This window comes from Brevundimonas sp. FV1ye7S (assembly GCF_058680995.1).
Genome location: NZ_CM178726.1, coordinates 1,163,753 through 1,181,250 on the forward strand (window position 1 = coordinate 1,163,753; position 17,498 = coordinate 1,181,250).

Below are 17,498 nucleotides of genomic sequence, written 5' to 3' on the forward strand. Positions count from 1 at the left end.
TTACCAATATGCGCTACACATCCATGCTCCTTGCGTCAGCGGCCCTATCGGGCCTTGCGGCTCCGGTCTGGGCTCAGGACGCCGCCGCCGCTCAAACACAGACGAACGATTCCGCAGTCTATGCGCTGGATGAAGTAGTCGTCACCGCTCAGAAGCGTCAGCAGCGACTTCAGGACGTTCCGGTCGCCGTGACGGCCCTGACGGCCGAGACCCTGGAAAACCGCAACGTGGCGGAAGTGGCGGATGTGGCGCGGTTGGCGCCCAGCCTGACGGTGACAGAATCCGGTCAGGCCACCAACAACAGCATCAATATTCGCGGCATCGGCACGTCCGCCTTCAGCATCGGCATCGAGTCCGCCGTGGCCGCCGTCGTCGACGACGTGTCGCTGGTCCAACAGGCGCAGGCCTTCTCCCCCTTGGCGGACATCGCCCGTATCGAGGTGCTGCGAGGTCCTCAAGGCACTCTGTTCGGCAAGAACGCCTCGGCCGGCGCGATCAACATTGTGACCCAGGGGCCGACGGCCAATCTCAGCGGCTCGCTGACGGCGGCCGCCACCACCGACAAGGAGACGCGGCTCGAGGGATCGATCGCCGGGCCGCTGGGCGAGCGCGCCGGTTTCCGGCTGAACGCCTATACGTCAGAGCGTGACGGCTATCTCAAAAACCTGACCACCGGCAATATGCTGAATGGCGAGGATGCGTGGGGGATTCGCGCCCGTGTGGACCTTCAGCCCACCGACCAACTCTTTCTTTCGCTGACCGCCAGCCATTCGGAATCGGACGTCAACGGCAATGTGCGCTCCTTCCGCGAGGCGACGCCGGGCGCTCGCATTATCGGCTCTCCGCTGTCCGGCAATCTGGCCGACATCCAGATCGGACCGGACAACTACAAGGTCCGTATCAACTTTGAACCCCTGAACCACAGCGAGTCCGAGATCTTCGCCGTGAAGGGATCGTATGACTTCGGCGCCGCGACCCTGACGTCGATCACCAGCTATCAGGACTGGAAGTACGACTTCAGCGAGGATTTCGACAATATCGCTACGCCGACCCTGACCGACGCCAACAATCCCAACAGCGCCCCGGTGCCGGACGGCATCATCCAACGGTCCAGCTTCCACACCACCAGCCTGTCCCAGGAGCTGCGCCTTGCCTCTACGGGGGGTGATCGCTTCCACTATCTGCTCGGCCTGTTCTATTCGGATTCCGAGACGGACAGAACGCTGGTCCGCGGCCCCACCTATCCGACCAACTTCGCGGCGGGCGTCACCAACACCACCTATGCGGCCTTTGGTCAGTTCACCTATGACTTCTCGCCGCAAACCCATGTCGATGTGGGCCTGCGCTGGAACTCGGAAGACATCGGCGTCGACTTCACAAACCAGCTCGCCACGGCGACCACCTGCCGGTTCACCTGCAGCGGCGACGCGAGCGAAGAGCGCACCACCTATAAGGTCGCGCTGAGGCATGATCTGACCAGCGACATCATGGCCTACGCCTCCATCGCCACGGGCTACAAGGGACAGGGCTTTGACGTCAGCAGCGGCTTCACCCCCGCCCAGGCCGCGCGGCCGGTCAATGCTGAAACCTCGGACGCCTATGAGGTCGGGATGAAGGGGCGCTTCCTGGACGGCCGTGTCCAGGCGAACATCGCCGGCTTCTGGACCGACTATTCCGACTTCCAGACCCAGAGCATCGAGGAAGACCCCGCCGCGCCGGGCACATTCGTCGCGCGCCTGCGCAACGTCGGCAGCGTCAGAAGCCGGGGTGTTGAGGTGGACGGCGCCGCGCGGGTGACGGAGAAACTGCGGTTCGACGTGTCCGCGGCCTATATCGACGCCGAGGTCACCGACTTCCCCAATGCGCCCTGCTACAACGGCCAGACGGCGGCCGAGGGCTGCCGCGACCTCAATCCGAGCCCGACGGCTCTTACCGGGGTTCAGAATCTGGCCGGCAAACGCCTGACCAACTCGCCCAAGTTCAAATATTCGATCGCGGGCACCTATGACCTGGATCTGCCCAGCCTGCCGTTCAACGCCGCGATTTCTGGCGAATGGGCATACCGGACGGCGGTGAACTTCGCCCTTGGCGACAATCCGCGTCAGGAACAGGAAGGCTACGGCGTCTTCAACGGCAATGTCAGCTTCGAGAGCGCGCCGGACTCGCGCTACCGCGTGACGGTGTTCGTCAACAATCTGTTCGACCAGCACTACTCGACGTCGATCATTCCGGCCACGGGCGCCTCGACCACGGCGCTGGGCGGCGGGTACAGCGTAGCCGACGCCGTGTCGCAAATCCTGCCGCGCGCATCGCAACGCTACTTCGGCATCCGCGCCCGCGCGCGCTTCTAGGACGACTTCTCCTGAAACTGCCCGGCCCTCTAGGGTCGGGCTGCTTTTTCGATGTTCGGATCAGTCGCTGCGTTGCGCCCGACATCCTTGGACGCCCGAAGGATTGTGACGTGACGCGCCTCAGCAATGCTTACGCCGAAATACTGGACGCCCGCATATTGCGGTCCGTCTATGATCGGCCACGGACGCCGGGCGTGGTTCACCTCGGGACCGGCGCCTTCAATCGCGCACACCAGGCCGTCTATGCGGACGCGGCGCTTGAACATGGGGATTCCGCGGCCGCCATCCTGGGTGTGTCCTTGCGATCCTCGACGGCGCGAGACCAACTGGCCCCTCAGGACGGCCTGTTCACCGTGACGGAACGGTCCGGCGAGGCGGCGGTCACGCGGCTGGTCCGATCCGTCAACGATGTCCTGTTCGCACCCCAGTCGCCGCGCGACGTGATCGGGGCCCTGGCGGCTGAGACCACGGGTTTGGTGACGCTGACGGTGACGGAAGCGGGCTACCTCGCCGGACCATCGGGAGACCTCGACCTGGCTTCGCCGACGGTGGCGGCGGACTTGAACGGGCAGGGGCCGCCGCTGAGCATCTATGGCTTCCTGCGATGCGCGCTTCGTGAGCGAAAGACCGAAGGACGGCGGGGGCTAACCGTTCTGTCCTGCGATAATCTGGCCGCCAACGGCAAGCGGCTGGCGGCGTGGCTTGATCAGTTCTTGCTCGCCGCTGATCCCGAACTTGCGGCGTGGGCGCGGGCTGAATGCCGTTTCCCCTTGAGCATGGTCGATCGCATCGTCCCTGCGACCACGGCGGCTGACCGTGACGAGCTGAAGGCGCGGCTGGGCGTCGAAGACCACGCCGCCGTCTTCACCGAACCCTTTTCGCAGTGGGTGGTCGAGGACGCGTTCGTCGGCGACCGGCCACGGTGGGACGCCGGTGGCGCGCAGTTCGTCGGCGATGTGGCTCCATACGAGACCGCCAAGCTGAGAATGCTGAACGGCGCCCACTCGGCCCTGGCCTATATCGGGCTGGGCGAGGGCTGGACGTTTGTCCATGAGGCCATCCGAGATCCCCGCATCGCCGAACGTGTCGAACGCCTGATGCGGACGGAGGCGGCGACGAGCCTGTCTCCGACACCGGGCCAGGACCTGAAAACCTATGCGGATCGGCTCATCGAACGGTTCGCCAATCCCGCGCTCAATCACCGGCTCGATCAGATCGCCAGGGATGGGTCCGAGAAGATCGTGCAGCGGTGGCTGCCGGTGCTCGCGCATCATCAGGCTGCCGATCGATCCTGCCCGGCCACGCTCGAAGCGCTGGCGGCCTGGGTGGTCTTCGTCCGCGGAGACCGGGGTCCGGTTGTCGATCCTCTGGCGGATCGGCTCGCCGGCCTGTGGGGGCAGGCCGGCGACAAGGACATCGCTGCGGCCTTGTTCGGGCGCGGCGGCCTGCTGTCGGCCCACTGGACGGCGTCGCCCGTCAATCTCGCGCGCCTGACAGAGTTCATCCACGACGAAGGCCGAACCGGCTGATCTCTCTACACACCACGCTCTGCAACCCAGGTTAGGAAACCGATGCGTTACTCCAAGAAGTCCAGAATGGTCGTCCTGGCCGCCTGCGTCCTGACGCTTTCGGCCGCCGCAGCCGGTGCGACGGCGGCGTCCGTGGCGGCCCCGAACGCCGCTGCGGAGCCGGTCAGCGAGGCCGACGCCACGACGCGGGCGAACGCGCTTCTCGCCCGCATGACGCTGGATGAAAAGGCGGCCCAGGTCAGCCAGTTCTTCATGTTCGGCGACCCGGCGAACTTTGAACCCAAGGTTCGCGCCGGGGCGGGCTCGCTGCTCTTCGTCACAGATGTCAATGTGATCAACAGGTTGCAGCGTGTCGCGGTGGAAGAGAGCCGACTGGGCATCCCGCTGTTGTTCGGGTTCGATGTAATCCACGGCCTGCGGACCATCTTCCCCGTACCGATCGGCATGGCGGCGTCATGGGACCCACCGGCGGCCGAACGTGCACAGGCCGTCGCCGCCAACGAGGCGCGCGCCAGCGGCATCCATTGGACCTTTGCGCCTATGCTGGATGTCACGCGCGATCCCCGCTGGGGCCGGATCGTCGAGGGACCGGGTGAAGATCCCTATCTCGCCTCCGCCTTGGCGCGGGCTCAGGTGCGCGGCTTCCAGGGCGAAACGATCGGCGCGCCAGGCCACATCATTTCCGGGCCCAAGCATTTCGCCACCTATGGCGCGTCCGAAGGCGGGCGTGACTATGACGCCGTCCACGTGTCGGACAGCCAGTTCTACAACGTCTATCTGCCGCCCTTCGCGGCCGCGATCGACGCCGGCGCCGGCAATGTCATGAGCGCCTATATGGAGATCAACGACGTTCCCGCCGCCGCCAACAAGTGGCTGCTGACCGACGTCCTGCGCGACCAGCTTGGATTCAAGGGTTTCGTGGTCAGCGATGCGAACGGCGTGAAAAGCCTGACGGCCCAGGGCTTCGCCGTCGACGAGGCGGACGCCGCCGTTCGCGCCATGAACGCCGGCAACGACATGGAGATGGCGCTGGGCGACGCCGCCTACGCCAACCTCGTCCAGGCGGTCCATGACGGCAAGGTTCCTGTCGCGGTCCTGGATGAGTCCGTGCGTCGCATCCTGATCGCCAAGTTCAGGATGGGTCTGTTCGAAAATCCTTACGTCGATGCTTCCCTGACGGCCGGCGTTCTGGCCGACCCGACACACCGAGCGGAGGCGCGATCGGCCGCCGCCCGTTCGCTGGTGCTGATGAAGAACGACGACCGTGCCCTGCCGTTGAACCCGGCTGCGGGCCAACGGATCGCGGTGATCGGCCCCATGGCGGACTCTAAGGACGACACTCTCGGCTCCTGGGTCTTCGCACACGATCCCAATGAGACGATTTCCATCTACGAGGGCATCCGCGATCGGGTCGGGACGAACGGCGTGGTTCAGACCGCGCCAGGCGTCGAGCTCAAACGGACCTTCCCGTCGCTGTTCGAAATCATGCCGGATCTGGCCAGGCTTCGTCCGCGACCGGCCGCCTGGACCGACGACCAGAAGCCGCAGGAGTTCGAGCGCGCCGTGGAGCTTGCGCGCAACTCTGATGTGGTCGTGATGGTGCTGGGCGAAACCCAGCTGATGAGCGGCGAGCAGGCGTCACGGACGGATCTCACCCTGCCGGGCGAGCAGCAGCGCCTGCTGGACGCTGTGACAGCCCTGGGCAAACGCGTGGTCGTCGTTCTGATGAACGGGCGCCCGCTCGATATCGCCGACGCTGCTGAGAAAGTCCCGGCGATCCTGGAGGTCTGGTACCCGGGCACCGAGGGCGGGGCGGCGGTGGCCGATGCTCTGTTTGGCGACGTCAATCCGGGCGGCAAACTGCCCATGACCTGGCCCCGCAGCGTGGGGCAGATCCCGGTCTACTATTCCCAGGCCACGACCAAGGCGCCGGATGACGCGGGGAAACGCTATTGGGACGTCCCGTCGACGCCGCTGTACGTTTTTGGCCACGGGCTCAGCTACACCACCTTCGCCTTCTCCGACCTGAAGGTCGCCCGGCCCTCCGTCGGTCTCGGACAGCCCATCGAGATCACGGCGACGGTGACCAACACCGGGGACCGCGCCGGCGATGAGGTGGCGCAACTGTACATCCACCAGAAGTCTGGCCGGGCGACCCGGCCCATCCGAGAGCTGAAGGGCTTCCAACGCCTGACCCTTGCGCCGGGTGAAAGCCGCACCGTGACCTTCACCCTGGGCGAAGCGGAACTGCGATACTGGAGCGCGGCCGACAGGAAATGGGTGGTCGACGCCGCCAAGTTCGATGTGTGGGTGGGCGGAGATTCCAACGCTGAGCTGCACACAGCCTTTGAAGTCGTTCCCTGATCGACACTGGCCCATCCAGGGACCGCTCGGCTTTCCCTGGATGTCGTCCTTGGCGAGGGGACTTGAAGCGTGTCTGTTCTCTCAGGCGTTTGGTTAGGCTCAGGGCCCATTGATGTGAAGCGTACGATCTGATTCAGGCTCCTGACGATTCTGGACCATGAGTGACCTGTATTGGCTGACGGACGAGTAGATGGCTCGGCTGGAGCCCTTCTCCCCAAGAGCCACGCCAAGCCGTGCGTTGACGACCGCCGGGTGTTGAGCGGGATCATCTTCGTCAACCGCAACGGCCTGCGCTGGCGTGATGCGCCAGCGGCCTATGGGCCACACAAGACGCTCTACAATCGCTGGAAGCGATGGAGCGAGGCTGGCGTCTTCATGCGGATGATGGAGGGCCTGTCCGGGGCTCAGACTGAACGCCGTACCGTCATGATCTATGCGAACTATCTGAAGGCACACCGCACGGCTTCGAGCCTGCGGGTAAAAAAGGGGGCCTCGGGCGGCTGATCGGATGCATCAAGGGCGGCATGAACACCAAGCTTCATGCCGTGACCGATGCAAACGGCCGCCCGATCAGCCTGTTCATGACGGCGGGCCAGGTCAGCGATTACACCGGCGGCGCCGCCCTGCTGGACAGCCTGCCCCGGGCAGCAATGGCTGCTGGGCGACAGGGGCTATGACGCCGGCTGGTTCCGGGACGCCTTGCAGGCAAAGGGCATCACTCCCTGCATTCCCGGACGTAAGTCACGCAACGAGCCCATCCGCTACGACAAGCGCCGCTACAAACGGCGCAACCGGATAGAAATCATGTTTGGGCGCCTGAAAGACTGGCGACGGGTCGCAACCTGCTACGATCGCTGCCCAACCGTCTTCCTGTCCGCCATAGCCGTCGCCGCAACCGCGCTCTTCTGGCTATGAGTCCTGAGCCTAGGGCGTCATGAGAGAGCAGGGAGCTCCCACCTTTCGCAGGGACGCGATCTGCCAGGTCGGGCTCCATATCACTAAGGCCTCCTCGCAGGTGCCTCTTTCGGCGGAGTGTCGCATTTGCGGCAAGGCTCCCATGACCGCTTCTGGCGCGTTCCGGACCCAAGAGAAAGAGATGATGCCGCTCTGCGCTTAAGCGGCATTTCCAAGAAGTCGATGGCTGCCTTTTACAGCTGAGGCTCAGCTGGCCCGCTTTTGACGTTGTGGGTCAGGACCACACAGATCGAAGCGGTGCATCGGCTGTCGGTGGAACCAGGTGATCTGGAACCGGCGATGAATTACGGCCTGGGCGGATGAGGTCCCCCAGTCGATACGGGTGCGGCCTGCGCAACGTCCGTATCAGCGGGAGGCGACAGGGCGACGTCAAGCGTCTGCGCCATCGCCCAGCCCATGATCGCATGGCCTTCGAACGTGGGATGGAAGGATCCCGACATGGCCGAGAGAAGGCTTTCCTGCTGCTGGTCGATCCGGCTGTTTCCGAAGGGGGCAAACCATGCTAGCAGCCGCCTGGTCGTAACGGGCTGCTGCGTCATTGCAGCGTCGTTAGGCGTACGGAACAGCCTGGCCCTTTGATGATAAGGCGACCAATTTTGAGGCCTCCACGCATTCCAGCTTGCGTCTCCGGGGCTCCAGTTCGGCATGCCGAGAGGGGTGTCAGCCGCCGCCATTGCACACCATCCTCGACGAGCAAAGGCCGGCTCGAAACCATCGACCAGCCGCCAGCCGTCGTTCTGGCCCGCGATGACGTGGGCGCGGATGGCAGCGTTCAGCGGCCGTACCACGAGGTCTTCAGCCGTGCGCGCCTCGTCGACCGAAATGTGCATCTGCCACCGATCATCTCGAGACAGATGTCGATCCGGCCAGAAACCGCCGATGGCTCTCAGGGCGATCGCGTCCTCGGAGCCGCCGCAGAGTTCGCCGTCGTCGCCGCGGAGAGGGGAGGGATAGACGGTCTGCAGGATCGGTGTTCCTTCCGGCAGCACCGCCCTCAGGCGTCCGCGCAATTGCGCGTAGTGATCGGGGAGATGGGTCTCGATACGCGCCTTCGCCTCGGTCGGGGGCAGGGCACCGCCGCTCCGCAGCCGCCTCAGGACGAGACGGCCAAGGCCGTCGACATCCGTCAACTGCGGCAACAGGGCGTCCTGGATCACGGGCCCGAAGCCGATGTCGTTGCCGCCACCCGACACCAGAAGGGCGTCGATACGCCGAGGCTGACCGCCTGCCAGACATTGCAGGGTATGGTCGGAAAGTGGGCGGCCAAGGTTCTTGTAGGACGCCACCGGGCCGGTCTGCGTGGCGTTACCCGGGCGGATCGGGCACAGGTTGGCGATGAGAATTTCCACCTGGGGATAATGCAAACGCCGTAAGGCCACGCTCTCCTTGAAGCCCGGCGGGGTGCTCTGACGTGTCAGCAGCCCCTGGAAGGTCTCCGCGCCGGAACACGCATAGGTGATGAAGGTCGTTGCCTCCTGCGGATGAGTGGCGGCGTAGCGCAGCGCCGCCACCATGTGCTGGGAGTAAAATGAGCGGTGGCAACGCGGATCCCACCACTGGGCGCCGCCGCCCGCGCTCATGACCGGCCGGCGTCCCACCCAGCGGTCCTGCCAATCGGCGTCCCAGCAGACAAACCTATTGCGGGCCCAGTTGCGGGCCTGCGGGTTCGCGGGGTTGCAGTCCCCAGAGGTCGAGAACTCACGGGGAAGTCTCAGCAGATCCATGGGTTGATCGGGATTGCCTTCGCCGGAAGCGAAGGAATCCCCGATCGAGGCGATCACCCGGTCCGTGACCGCGATCTCCGTCTGGAAGGTCACTGACCCGTTGGTGACCTGAACCCTGGCCGATATCGCCCCACCGCCGTCCGGACGCGCGGGCAGGACGATGGTGATGGATTTTCCGCAAGGCGCCGCGGTCTCGCCGAGGGTGCCGGTCGATGACGACCACGTGCACTCGCCGTCCATCTTGAGCGTTCCCAGTCGCACCTCATACCGGGTCGGCCAGATATATTCCCAGTCGTAGGTTTCGAAATCGGGTCGCCAGTAGGATTTGTGGATCAGGTCGGGTTGCGTCACCAGAAACCGTCTTATTGCTCGTTCGACGCCGGTCGCGTCGGGTGCCGTTCGAACCTGTTGGAGAAGGGTGTCTAGGCTCACCACCCCTTCATCAACCCGAGCGCGATCCCACAGCCGGAATCGGTTTTCGACCTGCCACTCGATGACCTGCGCCTGGGCCGAAGTGGCGAAGAAGGCGACGACAATGGTCGCGACCACAATGAAGCGCATGTCCGGCTCCTCAATACGGAACGTCGTTATCTCATCAGGTTGTGCTTATGGCAATCTCTAATGATCGCGTGGCGACATTCGAGGCGGCGCTTGGCTCAACTGTTTGACTGATAGCAACTTGAGGACAGTGGTCGAGGCGGGGCGTAATTCGAATGTCTGCTCTACGGCCAAACGCCAATGACCGCTCTTGATGCACTGCGGCAACACGCCACTCTGGTACCCTCGGGAGCGGAGCTGGATCGCCCGCTTGAGGCGGGCCGCGGCTACAGCTGGCGGGCCTCGCGTGATCCTGGGCGTGGACTCTAGCTACGCAAACCGGGCGGCCATTCGCTCTCGGCTTGGCCACATGATCATGCTCTTCTGGGTCCTGCCGCGCCTGACGGCGACCCTTCTGAGACTCTGGGCGCTACCGCCGCTCCTGACTGAGGCCGTGTAGAAACTCGAAGCAATCAGATTCTTCAGCAATTATATTGCTTTTACTTGCAAATAGAGGATCAAAATCAGAATATTCTGCCGAATATTATTGTGTATCCGCAGAATTTTGCGGCCATTTCTCGCGGAGAAGAGTTTTTACACAGCCTCGACTCAAAGGGGCGGTTAGTGACGTCCGTTTTCGGTCAGGGAAATTATGAAAACATCGGTGGCGTCCTCAGCACTGTTTGCCAAGCTGTGGCTTGCAGCTATGGACGGGCGGAATGAACTTTTCGGGTTGGAGAGCGAGCTTGGCTCAGACGCAGCATGGCGTTGGACGCATTCGATCGAAGGTCGAAATTTGGGTCGGAGTGGGCGTCGTGCTCGTTCTCGCCTTCTTCCTGATTAGCGGCGTCGTCGCCTACCTCAACGTTCAGGGCCTGCGCGCCAATAGTCAAAAGGTGGTTGGAAGCCATACTGCGCTGGTGGCCATAGACCAGGTCCTGTCGACCGTGCAGGACGCCGAAACGGGACAGCGCGGTTACCTTCTCACGGGCCAAGACCGTTATCTTGAGCCCTACGAAGACGCCGTGGCCGCAATGGACCGTGACCTTGCAATCCTCACCGAAGTGACCTCGCGCGACCCAGCGCAGCAGGCCAACCTCAAAGAGGTCAAGCGCCATGACTGGGCGAGGCTTCAGCAGAAGAAGCACCGAAGGCTAGCGCTAGGAGAAGCGCGCCGGCGGCTGCAAGAAGGGTCGAGTGTACGCTGTTGAACGCCACTTGGCCGGCCTCAATGAGAGGCTACGCCTTACCGGTCGGAAGCTGCTGCGCGATGATCATCGTATCTCCGATGGTCCCAACCAACCGGTTCTGAGGACCGAAACCTGTCATCCGCTCCGTATGGCCCTTATGATTGGCTATTAGAGGGATGGAGGGAGGCTAGGGGAAGCCAGGCCGGTGTTCCAGTTCCACGGCTGGTCGCCAGCGTTACGGCGGCGTTCCACGGCGGCTTCGTGAAGTTCGAACATGTCGGGGAACAGGTTTGTTTCCGCCGTCGGCACGTCGTCTAACCGCAGGAAGGCCGCGTCGTACCCGTAGGGCGGCCAGGCGGGCGCTCCGTCGGCATGCGGCGCTTCGCCGCGTACGAAGCTGGTCCAGTAGGCGACCATTGCGTCGCTGAGACGCGCCTCTTCCGGATTGTCCGGTATTTCGGGCCAGCGCGGCGGCGTGCGCTTCAGGGCGCCGAACATGTACGGCAGTTCGCTGGCGTGAAACGCCCGCAGGTCCGCCGCGTCCGCAGCGGGATAGCCGTGGTCGAACAGGTAGAGGAAGGACGGTTGGCCGGCCGCCGTCTGTGAACGGACGAGCCGCTCGGATGTCCAGCCGTAGAGGGCGTCGCGACTGGCGGCGAGGATGCTCTCCTCCATGTCGGACGAGGGATAGAGACGCAGGAACTCTTCCGCTAGATCGCCGTACCGGTCGCGGATCGTGCGCTCATAGTCGGTGGCGCCGCCTGGAACGGCGGGAGCCAGCATGCGCAGGGATCGGATCTCGCCGCTGTTGAAGCCCGCCAGGACGGGGACCTTAGCCTGTTCGTTCCGGTCGAACACATCGACGATCTGACGCGGCAGGATCATGCCATCGACGACGCCGAAGGTGGCGAAGCCGCCGAGTGCGGCACGGTCGGTAATATCCTGGGCGTCCATCCCCCGCAGGGCGCGCAGGCTGGGCGCTTGAAGGGTCCGGGCGAGGGCGGCGCCGGCCGCCTCCGCCGCCGGCGCCCCGTGCCGCGGCTGTTTCAGTTCCGGCGTGGAGATCATGTAGGCGCTTTGGGCGATGGCCCGGTCGAACAGGCCCCGCGAGAGCGGCGACGTCATCAGATAGAGGACGCTCAGGCCGCCGGCCGACTCGCCGGCGATGGCGACATTGTCCGGATCCCCGCCGAAGCTCGCGATGTTCCGCTTCACCCATTCGAGCGCAGCGATCTGGTCCATCAGGCCGTAGTTGCCGGATATGCCTGCGGGGCTCTCCGCGCTCAGTTCCGGATGCGCCAGCCAGCCCAGGACGCCGAGACGGTAGTTGATCGACACCACCACCACGCCTTCGCGGGCCAGACGGGCGCCGTCATACAAAGCTTCTTTGCTGGAGCCGGTCACCAGCGCCCCGCCGTGAATCCAGACCATGACCGGCGCCTTGCCGGTCGTAGACGGCGTCCAGACGTTCAGGGTCAGGCAGTCTTCGCTGGTCGGGCCGAGATCGGCGGAATAGATCGACTGGACGCGGGGCGTCGGCTGGATGCAGGCGGACCCGTATCGGCTGGCGTCGCGAACGCCGCTCCAGGCGGGAGCCGGAGAGGGCGGCCGCCAGCGCATCGCCCCGACAGGGGGCGATGCATACGGAATGCCCTTGAAACTGGCGATGTCGGCTTCTGTCATGCCGCGCACGGCGCCCGCCGGTGCTGTCACGACGGGACGCGTCTGCGCGGTGGCCGGAGAGCCGGCGGCGATGGAGGCGAGGAAGGCGAGGGCCGCACATGTTGAAACGAGTTGGCGGAACATCAGACGGCTCCTTCTCTTGACGTGTCGCGGCCCAGCAGTTTGGCCAGCCACAGAAACAGACTGATCGCCACGACATAGAAGGGAGTCAGGGTGTAGAGGGCGACCTGAAGCGAGTTGTCCGGATGGGCGGCGTGGAAATAGTCGCTGGCGGCGCCGACATAGGTCGGACCCAGGCCCATCCCGATGAAGTTCATGACCAACAGCAGAAGCGCGCCCGACATGACCCTCTGGTTCGGCTTCACCTCTTCCTGGACGAGGGCGACCGATGACGACAGGTAGAAATAGTTCAGGAAGGTCGGTCCACAGAGCAGAACCAGCGCCAGCGGCCAGGAGGGAGCCCAGACGAAGGCGATATAGAAGGGGATGGCGAGCGTCAGCGAGATGGCCGGCAAAAGCGCATAGGCCTTCTTGGATCGCCGCGTGAACCGGTCGATCAGCCATCCCGACGCGAAGATGCCCCCGCCCATGCACACGGCCACCAGCAGGGCGTACCACAGGGCGACGTCGTTCAGCGTCATGCCCTTTTCACGCATCAGGAACAGAACCGAGAAGTTGCCGAGACCGTAGGTGATCACCTGGGTCGCGCCGCTGCCCAGCGCCGCCAGAACCAGCGTAGGGGTTGAGAAATACATGCGCACCGTGCCCCAGAAGGGCGCCCGGGTGAGCGGCGCCGCACCCGTCGCCTGGTCCAGTCCGCCGCGCTTCGGCTCCTTGACGAGAACCGGCGTCAGGGCGGCGACGATCAGGCCGAGGACGCCGATGGCGATGAAGGCGTCACGCCAGCTGAATGCGGCGGCGATCGACGCCCCGAAGGCGATGCCCAGGGCCGCACCCACGGGGGGGCCGAGATTGAACAGACCCAGCGCCATGCCGCGGCGTCCCAAAGGGAAGTAGTCGGTGATGATGGCGTAGGACGGCGGCACGCCGCCTGCCTCGCCGAAACCGACCGCCATACGCGAAACGGCCAGTTGGCCGAAGGTGCGCGACAGACCGCAGGCCATGGTCGCCGCGCTCCAGAGTCCGCAGGCGATGGAGACCACGGCCACGCGGTTCGTCCGATCGGCCAGCCATCCGACGGGGATGGCGATGAAACAGTAAAAGAACGCGAAATACAGGCCGCCGAGCAGGCCCAATTGTCCATCGGTGATGTGCAGCGAATCCTGGATCGGTTTTGCCAGGATGGAGAGCAGCTGCCGGTCCAGGAAGTTCAGAACATAGATGAACCACAGCACCCCCAGCGCGACCCAGGCGCGCCGGCCGACCGATGGTGTGATTGCGGCGGGCGGGCCTTCGGATTCGATCGGCGTTGCACTCATGTCGTTTCCTCGGTGAAGCGAGCTTCTGGCTCGTCTATTTCTCGGGATGGGTCAGGGCGGCGTAGGTCAGGGCCCGCGCCTGGGCGCGGAATTCGTTGCTGACGGGATCGGCCATGCGCTGGATCATGCCGACGAAGATCAGATCATTGGTGGGGTCGATCCAGAACCAGGTCCCGCCGCCCCCGCCCCAGCTCAGCGTGCCGCGGCCTTCGGCCATGCCGAGCGCCTGGGGATCGATCGCGATGGCGAAGTCCAGGCCGAAGCCGAACGCCGGATTGAAGGGCAGCAGGCGAAGGGGATTGGTCGTCTTGAGCACCGCCTCGGGGATGACGTTGGTCGCCATCAGATCGACGGTCTCGGAATTCAGGATGCGAACCCCGTCCAGTTCTCCGCGGTTCAGGATCATCTGGCAGAAGCGGGCGTAGTCGACGGCCGTCGACACCAGGCCGCCGCCGCCGCTCTCGAAACGGGGCGGGCGAGTGTAGTCGTTGATGGGCATGTCGAAGGCCTCGGCGGCGACTTTCAGCCTGCCGGCCCCGTCGTCGCGGTACATTTCCGCCAGCCGGTGAACCTGATCCGCCGGCACGTGAAAGCCGGTGTCGATCATGCCGAGGGGCTCGAAGATGCGGGTGCGCAGAAAGTCGCCAAAGCTCATGCCCGACAGCCGCTTTACCACCAGGGCCTGAAGGTCGGTGGCGATGGAGTAGAACCACTCCGTGCCCGGCTGGAACATCAGCGGGATCCGGGCGGCGCGGGCCAGCAGGTCCTCGTGGCTGGCGGCGGTCATCACGCCCGCCTCGCGATAGGCGCGCTCGAGCGGGTGCACCTCGAACAGGCCATAGCCGAAGCCGGCGGTGTGGCTCATCAGTTCGCGCATCGTCGGCGGGCGGATGGCCGCCTCGGTCTGCAGGGTTCCGTTGTCGGCGACGCCGGCGAAGACCTTTTGGCCCTTCAGCTCGGGAAGATGGTCCGTGACGGGGTCGTCCAGCGTCCAGCGCCCCTCCTGGAACAGGATCATCATGGCCACGCCGGTCACCGGCTTGGTCATGGAATAGATGCGGAAGATGGCGTCCCGGCCCAGCGGCGCCTCGTCGTCCAGCCGCCCCTTGCCGAAGGTGGTGAAGGCGGCGACCTGGCCGTGGCGCATCAGCAGGGTGGAGGTTCCCGCGACCATCCCGGTCTCGACCATGCCCGCCATGTAGCGGTCGAGTTGGGCGAGACGCACGGAATCGAAACCGAGAGCTTCGGGCGTCGAAGCGAACGGGAGGCCGCCGGGGCTCATTCGCGGGCCTGCTTTCGCCGTTCCTCGGCGCGGTCGCGGCAGACCCCGATGAAGCCGTGGGCCATGAAGGCCGCCATCCGGGCCTTGATCGCCTCGAAGTCGTCGGATCGGCATTTGCCGCCGGACAGGTGATCGATCCGGCCGGTGCGCGCCAGGCTGAGGGTCAGAGCGCCGGTGACGAAGTGGTAGCCCCAGAAGATGTCCTCATCGAGCGCATCGGGCATGGCCTGCTTGAGCAGTTCGATGAGACGCAGGACAACAGGGTCGTAAAGGCGGTCCATCACCTCGGCGCCCCAGGCCGGGGTGTTGTTGATCTGGGCGCTCAGGGCGCCGAAATGCCGCCAGCCGTCGCCGCCGGTGGAGTAGGTGTCCAGGTCGGTGTCAAGAAAGGCGCGCAGCGCCCCCTCGACCGTCGGCTTGCCGGCGGCGGCCGTCTCATAGGAGTCCAGGGCCTCCATCCGGCGTCCGCTGGTCACCGGCGCGCGGCGCGCCATGACCTTGTCGAACACGTCCTGCTTGTCGGTGAAGTAGTAGTGGATCAGAGACTTGTGGACGCCGACCTTGTCGGCGATGTCCTTGATCGTCACCCCGTAGAAACCGTGCCGCGAGAACAGCTCTTCGGCGGCGTCGAGCAGCTGCTCCAGGCTCTCGGCGCGTTGTTCGGCCTTGCGGCGCGGTTTGCGGGGCGGGGTCGTCATGATCTGGGCCTCGGGGCGTTGAGGCGCTCCCTGAGGACGGGGCGCCGACTCGATGATGGAGACGGCCGTCATCCTAGGCGTCTCCATAGGTGGCGCGAAGCAGTGCCTTGTTGATCTTGCCCGTAGCGGCCAGAGGCATGGCCTCTACCCGAACGATCCGTTCGGGAATCCACCAGTCGGCCACTTGGCCCTTAAGAGCCGCCCTCAGATTTTCGTCCTCGATCTGCTGTCCGTAGGCGGGTTCGATCACCATCAAAGGGCGCTCTCCCCATTTGGGATCGGCGCGGCCGATCACCGCCACCAGCCCGACGGCGGGAAGGGCGCCGACGATTTCCTCGATCTCGACGGGATTGATCCACTCGCCGCCCGACTTGATCAGATCCTTGGAGCGACCGGCCAGGGTCAGGTTGCCGTCGTCATCCAGCTGGGCCAGATCGCCCGTGTCGAACCAGCCGTCTTCATCGACAGCCGAAGCGCCGGCGCCGAAATAGGCGTTCACGACGCTCTGGCCCTTCACCTTCAGACGGCCGACCGTGTTGCGCTGATCGGGCAAGGGAGCCCCGTCGGCGTCGGTGAGCAGAAGGTCCAGGCCGAGGGGCGGACGACCCGAACCGCGCGCCGCGCCGGGCTTGTCGCTGCGCGGCGAGATGGCGCCGAGCGGCGAGAGCTCCGTCATGCCCCAACTGGTCTGCACCGTGGCGCCCAGCCGCTGCTCCATCCGCTGCAGCAGGCTGTCGGGACAGCTCGATCCGCCGATGATGACGCGTTCGAGGCTGGGAGTCTCTCCGCCCGTAGCGTCCAGGTGGTCCAGCAGGCCCAGCCAGACGGTCGGCACGCCCACGGCCACGGTCACCTCATGCCTGGAGATCAGTCTCGCCAGATTGGCCCCGTCAGTCGATCGACCGGGCAGGACCAGCCGGGCGCCGACGGCCGGCGCTGCGAACGGCAGGCCCCAGGCGTTGGCGTGGAACATCGGCACGGCCACCAGGACGCTGTCGCGGGCGGTCAGGGCGATGGAATCCGCCTGCAGCGCGCGAAGGGTGTGCAGGTAGTTGGAGCGGTGAGTATAGCCCACGCCCTTGGGCGCGCCGGTGGTGCCGGAGGTGAAACATAGCCCTGCCAGGGCCGTCTCGTCGAACTGTCCCCACCGCACAGCGCGACCGCCCGCTTCCAGCAGGCCTTCCAGGTCGATCACCTCAGGCCGTCCGGCTTCCGGCGTGTCTCCATCCAGCAGGATCAGGCGCTCGAGCGAAGGGCAGGCGTCCAGCAGGGCCTCGGCCGTGTCACGCAGGCCGGCCCCGACGGCGAGGACCCGGTCGTCGGCCTTGGCGACCATGGCGGCCAGGTGGGCGACGGTCAGTCGCGGGTTCAGGGTGTGGCAGACCAGGCCGACGCCCATTGAGGCGTACCAGACCTCGACGTGGTGCTGGGTGTTCCAGGCCAGGGTGGCGATACGGTCGCCCGGCTTCAGCCCGAGATCGATCAGGGCGCCGGACAGGCGATTGGCCCGGTCCCGCAGCGCCGCGTAGCCGATGCTCTGGTCGGCCTCTGCGCCGGCCGTCGCCACCAGGGCGGCGCCGTGCCATTTCGCGCCGTGTTCCAGAAAGCGGTCCACGGTCAGGGGGTAGTCCTGCATGAGGCCGGGGGAGGAGCCGATCATCCTTGAGCGATAGTCCAGACGGTTTCAGGGGCCGGCAAGCCGGTGAGCGAACAGGGCGGCGGCCGG

At 65.2% G+C, this 17,498-nt stretch carries 10 protein-coding genes and 1 pseudogene; 5 read left to right on the forward strand and 6 right to left on the reverse strand.

Annotation, left to right across the window (positions count from 1 at the left end; genetic code table 11):
* Positions 1 to 8 precede the first annotated feature (8 nt).
* The 4 genes and pseudogenes from ACW18C_RS05605 (at position 9) to ACW18C_RS05620 (ending at position 7,159) form a co-directional block, all read left to right on the forward strand.
* On the forward strand, positions 9 to 2,351 hold the full coding sequence (locus ACW18C_RS05605; protein ID WP_492073318.1) for a TonB-dependent receptor: 2,343 nt from the start codon (positions 9 to 11) through the stop codon (positions 2,349 to 2,351).
* Between the two features lie 110 nt (positions 2,352 to 2,461).
* Positions 2,462 to 3,880, forward strand: a complete 1,419-nt coding sequence (locus ACW18C_RS05610; protein ID WP_492073320.1) for a mannitol dehydrogenase family protein — start codon at positions 2,462 to 2,464, stop codon at positions 3,878 to 3,880.
* A 42-nt stretch (positions 3,881 to 3,922) separates the two neighbouring features.
* Positions 3,923 to 6,244, forward strand: coding sequence for a beta-glucosidase BglX (bglX, locus tag ACW18C_RS05615; RefSeq protein ID WP_492073321.1), 2,322 nt, complete (start codon positions 3,923 to 3,925; stop codon positions 6,242 to 6,244).
* Between the two features lie 190 nt (positions 6,245 to 6,434).
* Positions 6,435 to 7,159: pseudogene (locus ACW18C_RS05620) on the forward strand (IS5 family transposase).
* 344 nt (positions 7,160 to 7,503) lie between these two features.
* Here the strand turns inward: ACW18C_RS05620 and ACW18C_RS05625 are convergent.
* Positions 7,504 to 9,504: an SGNH/GDSL hydrolase family protein gene (locus ACW18C_RS05625; protein ID WP_492073323.1), complete on the reverse strand. Its 2,001-nt coding sequence runs from the start codon at positions 9,502 to 9,504 to the stop codon at positions 7,504 to 7,506.
* 722 nt (positions 9,505 to 10,226) lie between these two features.
* Here ACW18C_RS05625 and ACW18C_RS05630 point away from each other — a divergent pair.
* Positions 10,227 to 10,691 carry a CHASE3 domain-containing protein gene (locus ACW18C_RS05630; RefSeq protein ID WP_492073325.1) on the forward strand — a complete coding sequence of 155 codons (465 nt, stop codon included), beginning with the start codon at positions 10,227 to 10,229 and terminating at the stop codon, positions 10,689 to 10,691.
* A gap of 147 nt (positions 10,692 to 10,838) precedes the next feature.
* Here ACW18C_RS05630 and ACW18C_RS05635 read toward each other — a convergent pair whose 3' ends face one another.
* The 5 genes from ACW18C_RS05635 to ACW18C_RS05655 form a co-directional block, all read right to left on the reverse strand.
* Positions 10,839 to 12,476, reverse strand: coding sequence for a carboxylesterase/lipase family protein (locus tag ACW18C_RS05635; RefSeq protein ID WP_492073327.1), 1,638 nt, complete (start codon positions 12,474 to 12,476; stop codon positions 10,839 to 10,841).
* The gene (locus ACW18C_RS05640; RefSeq protein WP_492073328.1) at positions 12,476 to 13,792 is read right to left on the reverse strand and encodes a spinster family MFS transporter; all 1,317 of its coding nucleotides are present in this window, start codon (positions 13,790 to 13,792) and stop codon (positions 12,476 to 12,478) included. Before ACW18C_RS05640 ends, ACW18C_RS05635 begins: the two co-directional genes overlap by 1 nt.
* Positions 13,793 to 13,826: 34 nt before the next feature.
* A complete protein-coding gene (locus tag ACW18C_RS05645) occupies positions 13,827 to 15,017 on the reverse strand; it encodes a serine hydrolase domain-containing protein (RefSeq protein WP_492073330.1) in 1,191 nt (396 codons plus the stop codon).
* A 53-nt stretch (positions 15,018 to 15,070) separates the two neighbouring features.
* Complete coding sequence (locus ACW18C_RS05650) at positions 15,071 to 15,772, reverse strand: TetR/AcrR family transcriptional regulator (RefSeq protein WP_292148599.1); 702 nt, start codon at positions 15,770 to 15,772, stop codon at positions 15,071 to 15,073.
* A 73-nt stretch (positions 15,773 to 15,845) separates the two neighbouring features.
* Positions 15,846 to 17,432 carry an AMP-binding protein gene (locus tag ACW18C_RS05655; protein ID WP_492073332.1) on the reverse strand — a complete coding sequence of 529 codons (1,587 nt, stop codon included), beginning with the start codon at positions 17,430 to 17,432 and terminating at the stop codon, positions 15,846 to 15,848.
* Positions 17,433 to 17,498: the final 66 nt, after the last annotated feature.

Excerpts from the sequence above, each read along its gene's own strand:
- ACW18C_RS05605 (WP_492073318.1), top strand. The coding sequence starts at position 9 with ATGCGCTACACATCCATGCTCCTTGCGTCAGCGGCCCTATCGGGCCTT.
- bglX (WP_492073321.1), top strand. The coding sequence starts at position 3,923 with ATGCGTTACTCCAAGAAGTCCAGAATGGTCGTCCTGGCCGCCTGCGTC.
- ACW18C_RS05625 (WP_492073323.1), bottom strand. The coding sequence starts at position 9,504 with ATGCGCTTCATTGTGGTCGCGACCATTGTCGTCGCCTTCTTCGCCACT.
- ACW18C_RS05635 (WP_492073327.1), bottom strand. The coding sequence starts at position 12,476 with ATGTTCCGCCAACTCGTTTCAACATGTGCGGCCCTCGCCTTCCTCGCC.
- ACW18C_RS05640 (WP_492073328.1), bottom strand. The coding sequence starts at position 13,792 with ATGAGTGCAACGCCGATCGAATCCGAAGGCCCGCCCGCCGCAATCACA.
- ACW18C_RS05650 (WP_292148599.1), bottom strand. The coding sequence starts at position 15,772 with ATGACGACCCCGCCCCGCAAACCGCGCCGCAAGGCCGAACAACGCGCC.
- ACW18C_RS05655 (WP_492073332.1), bottom strand. The coding sequence starts at position 17,432 with ATGATCGGCTCCTCCCCCGGCCTCATGCAGGACTACCCCCTGACCGTG.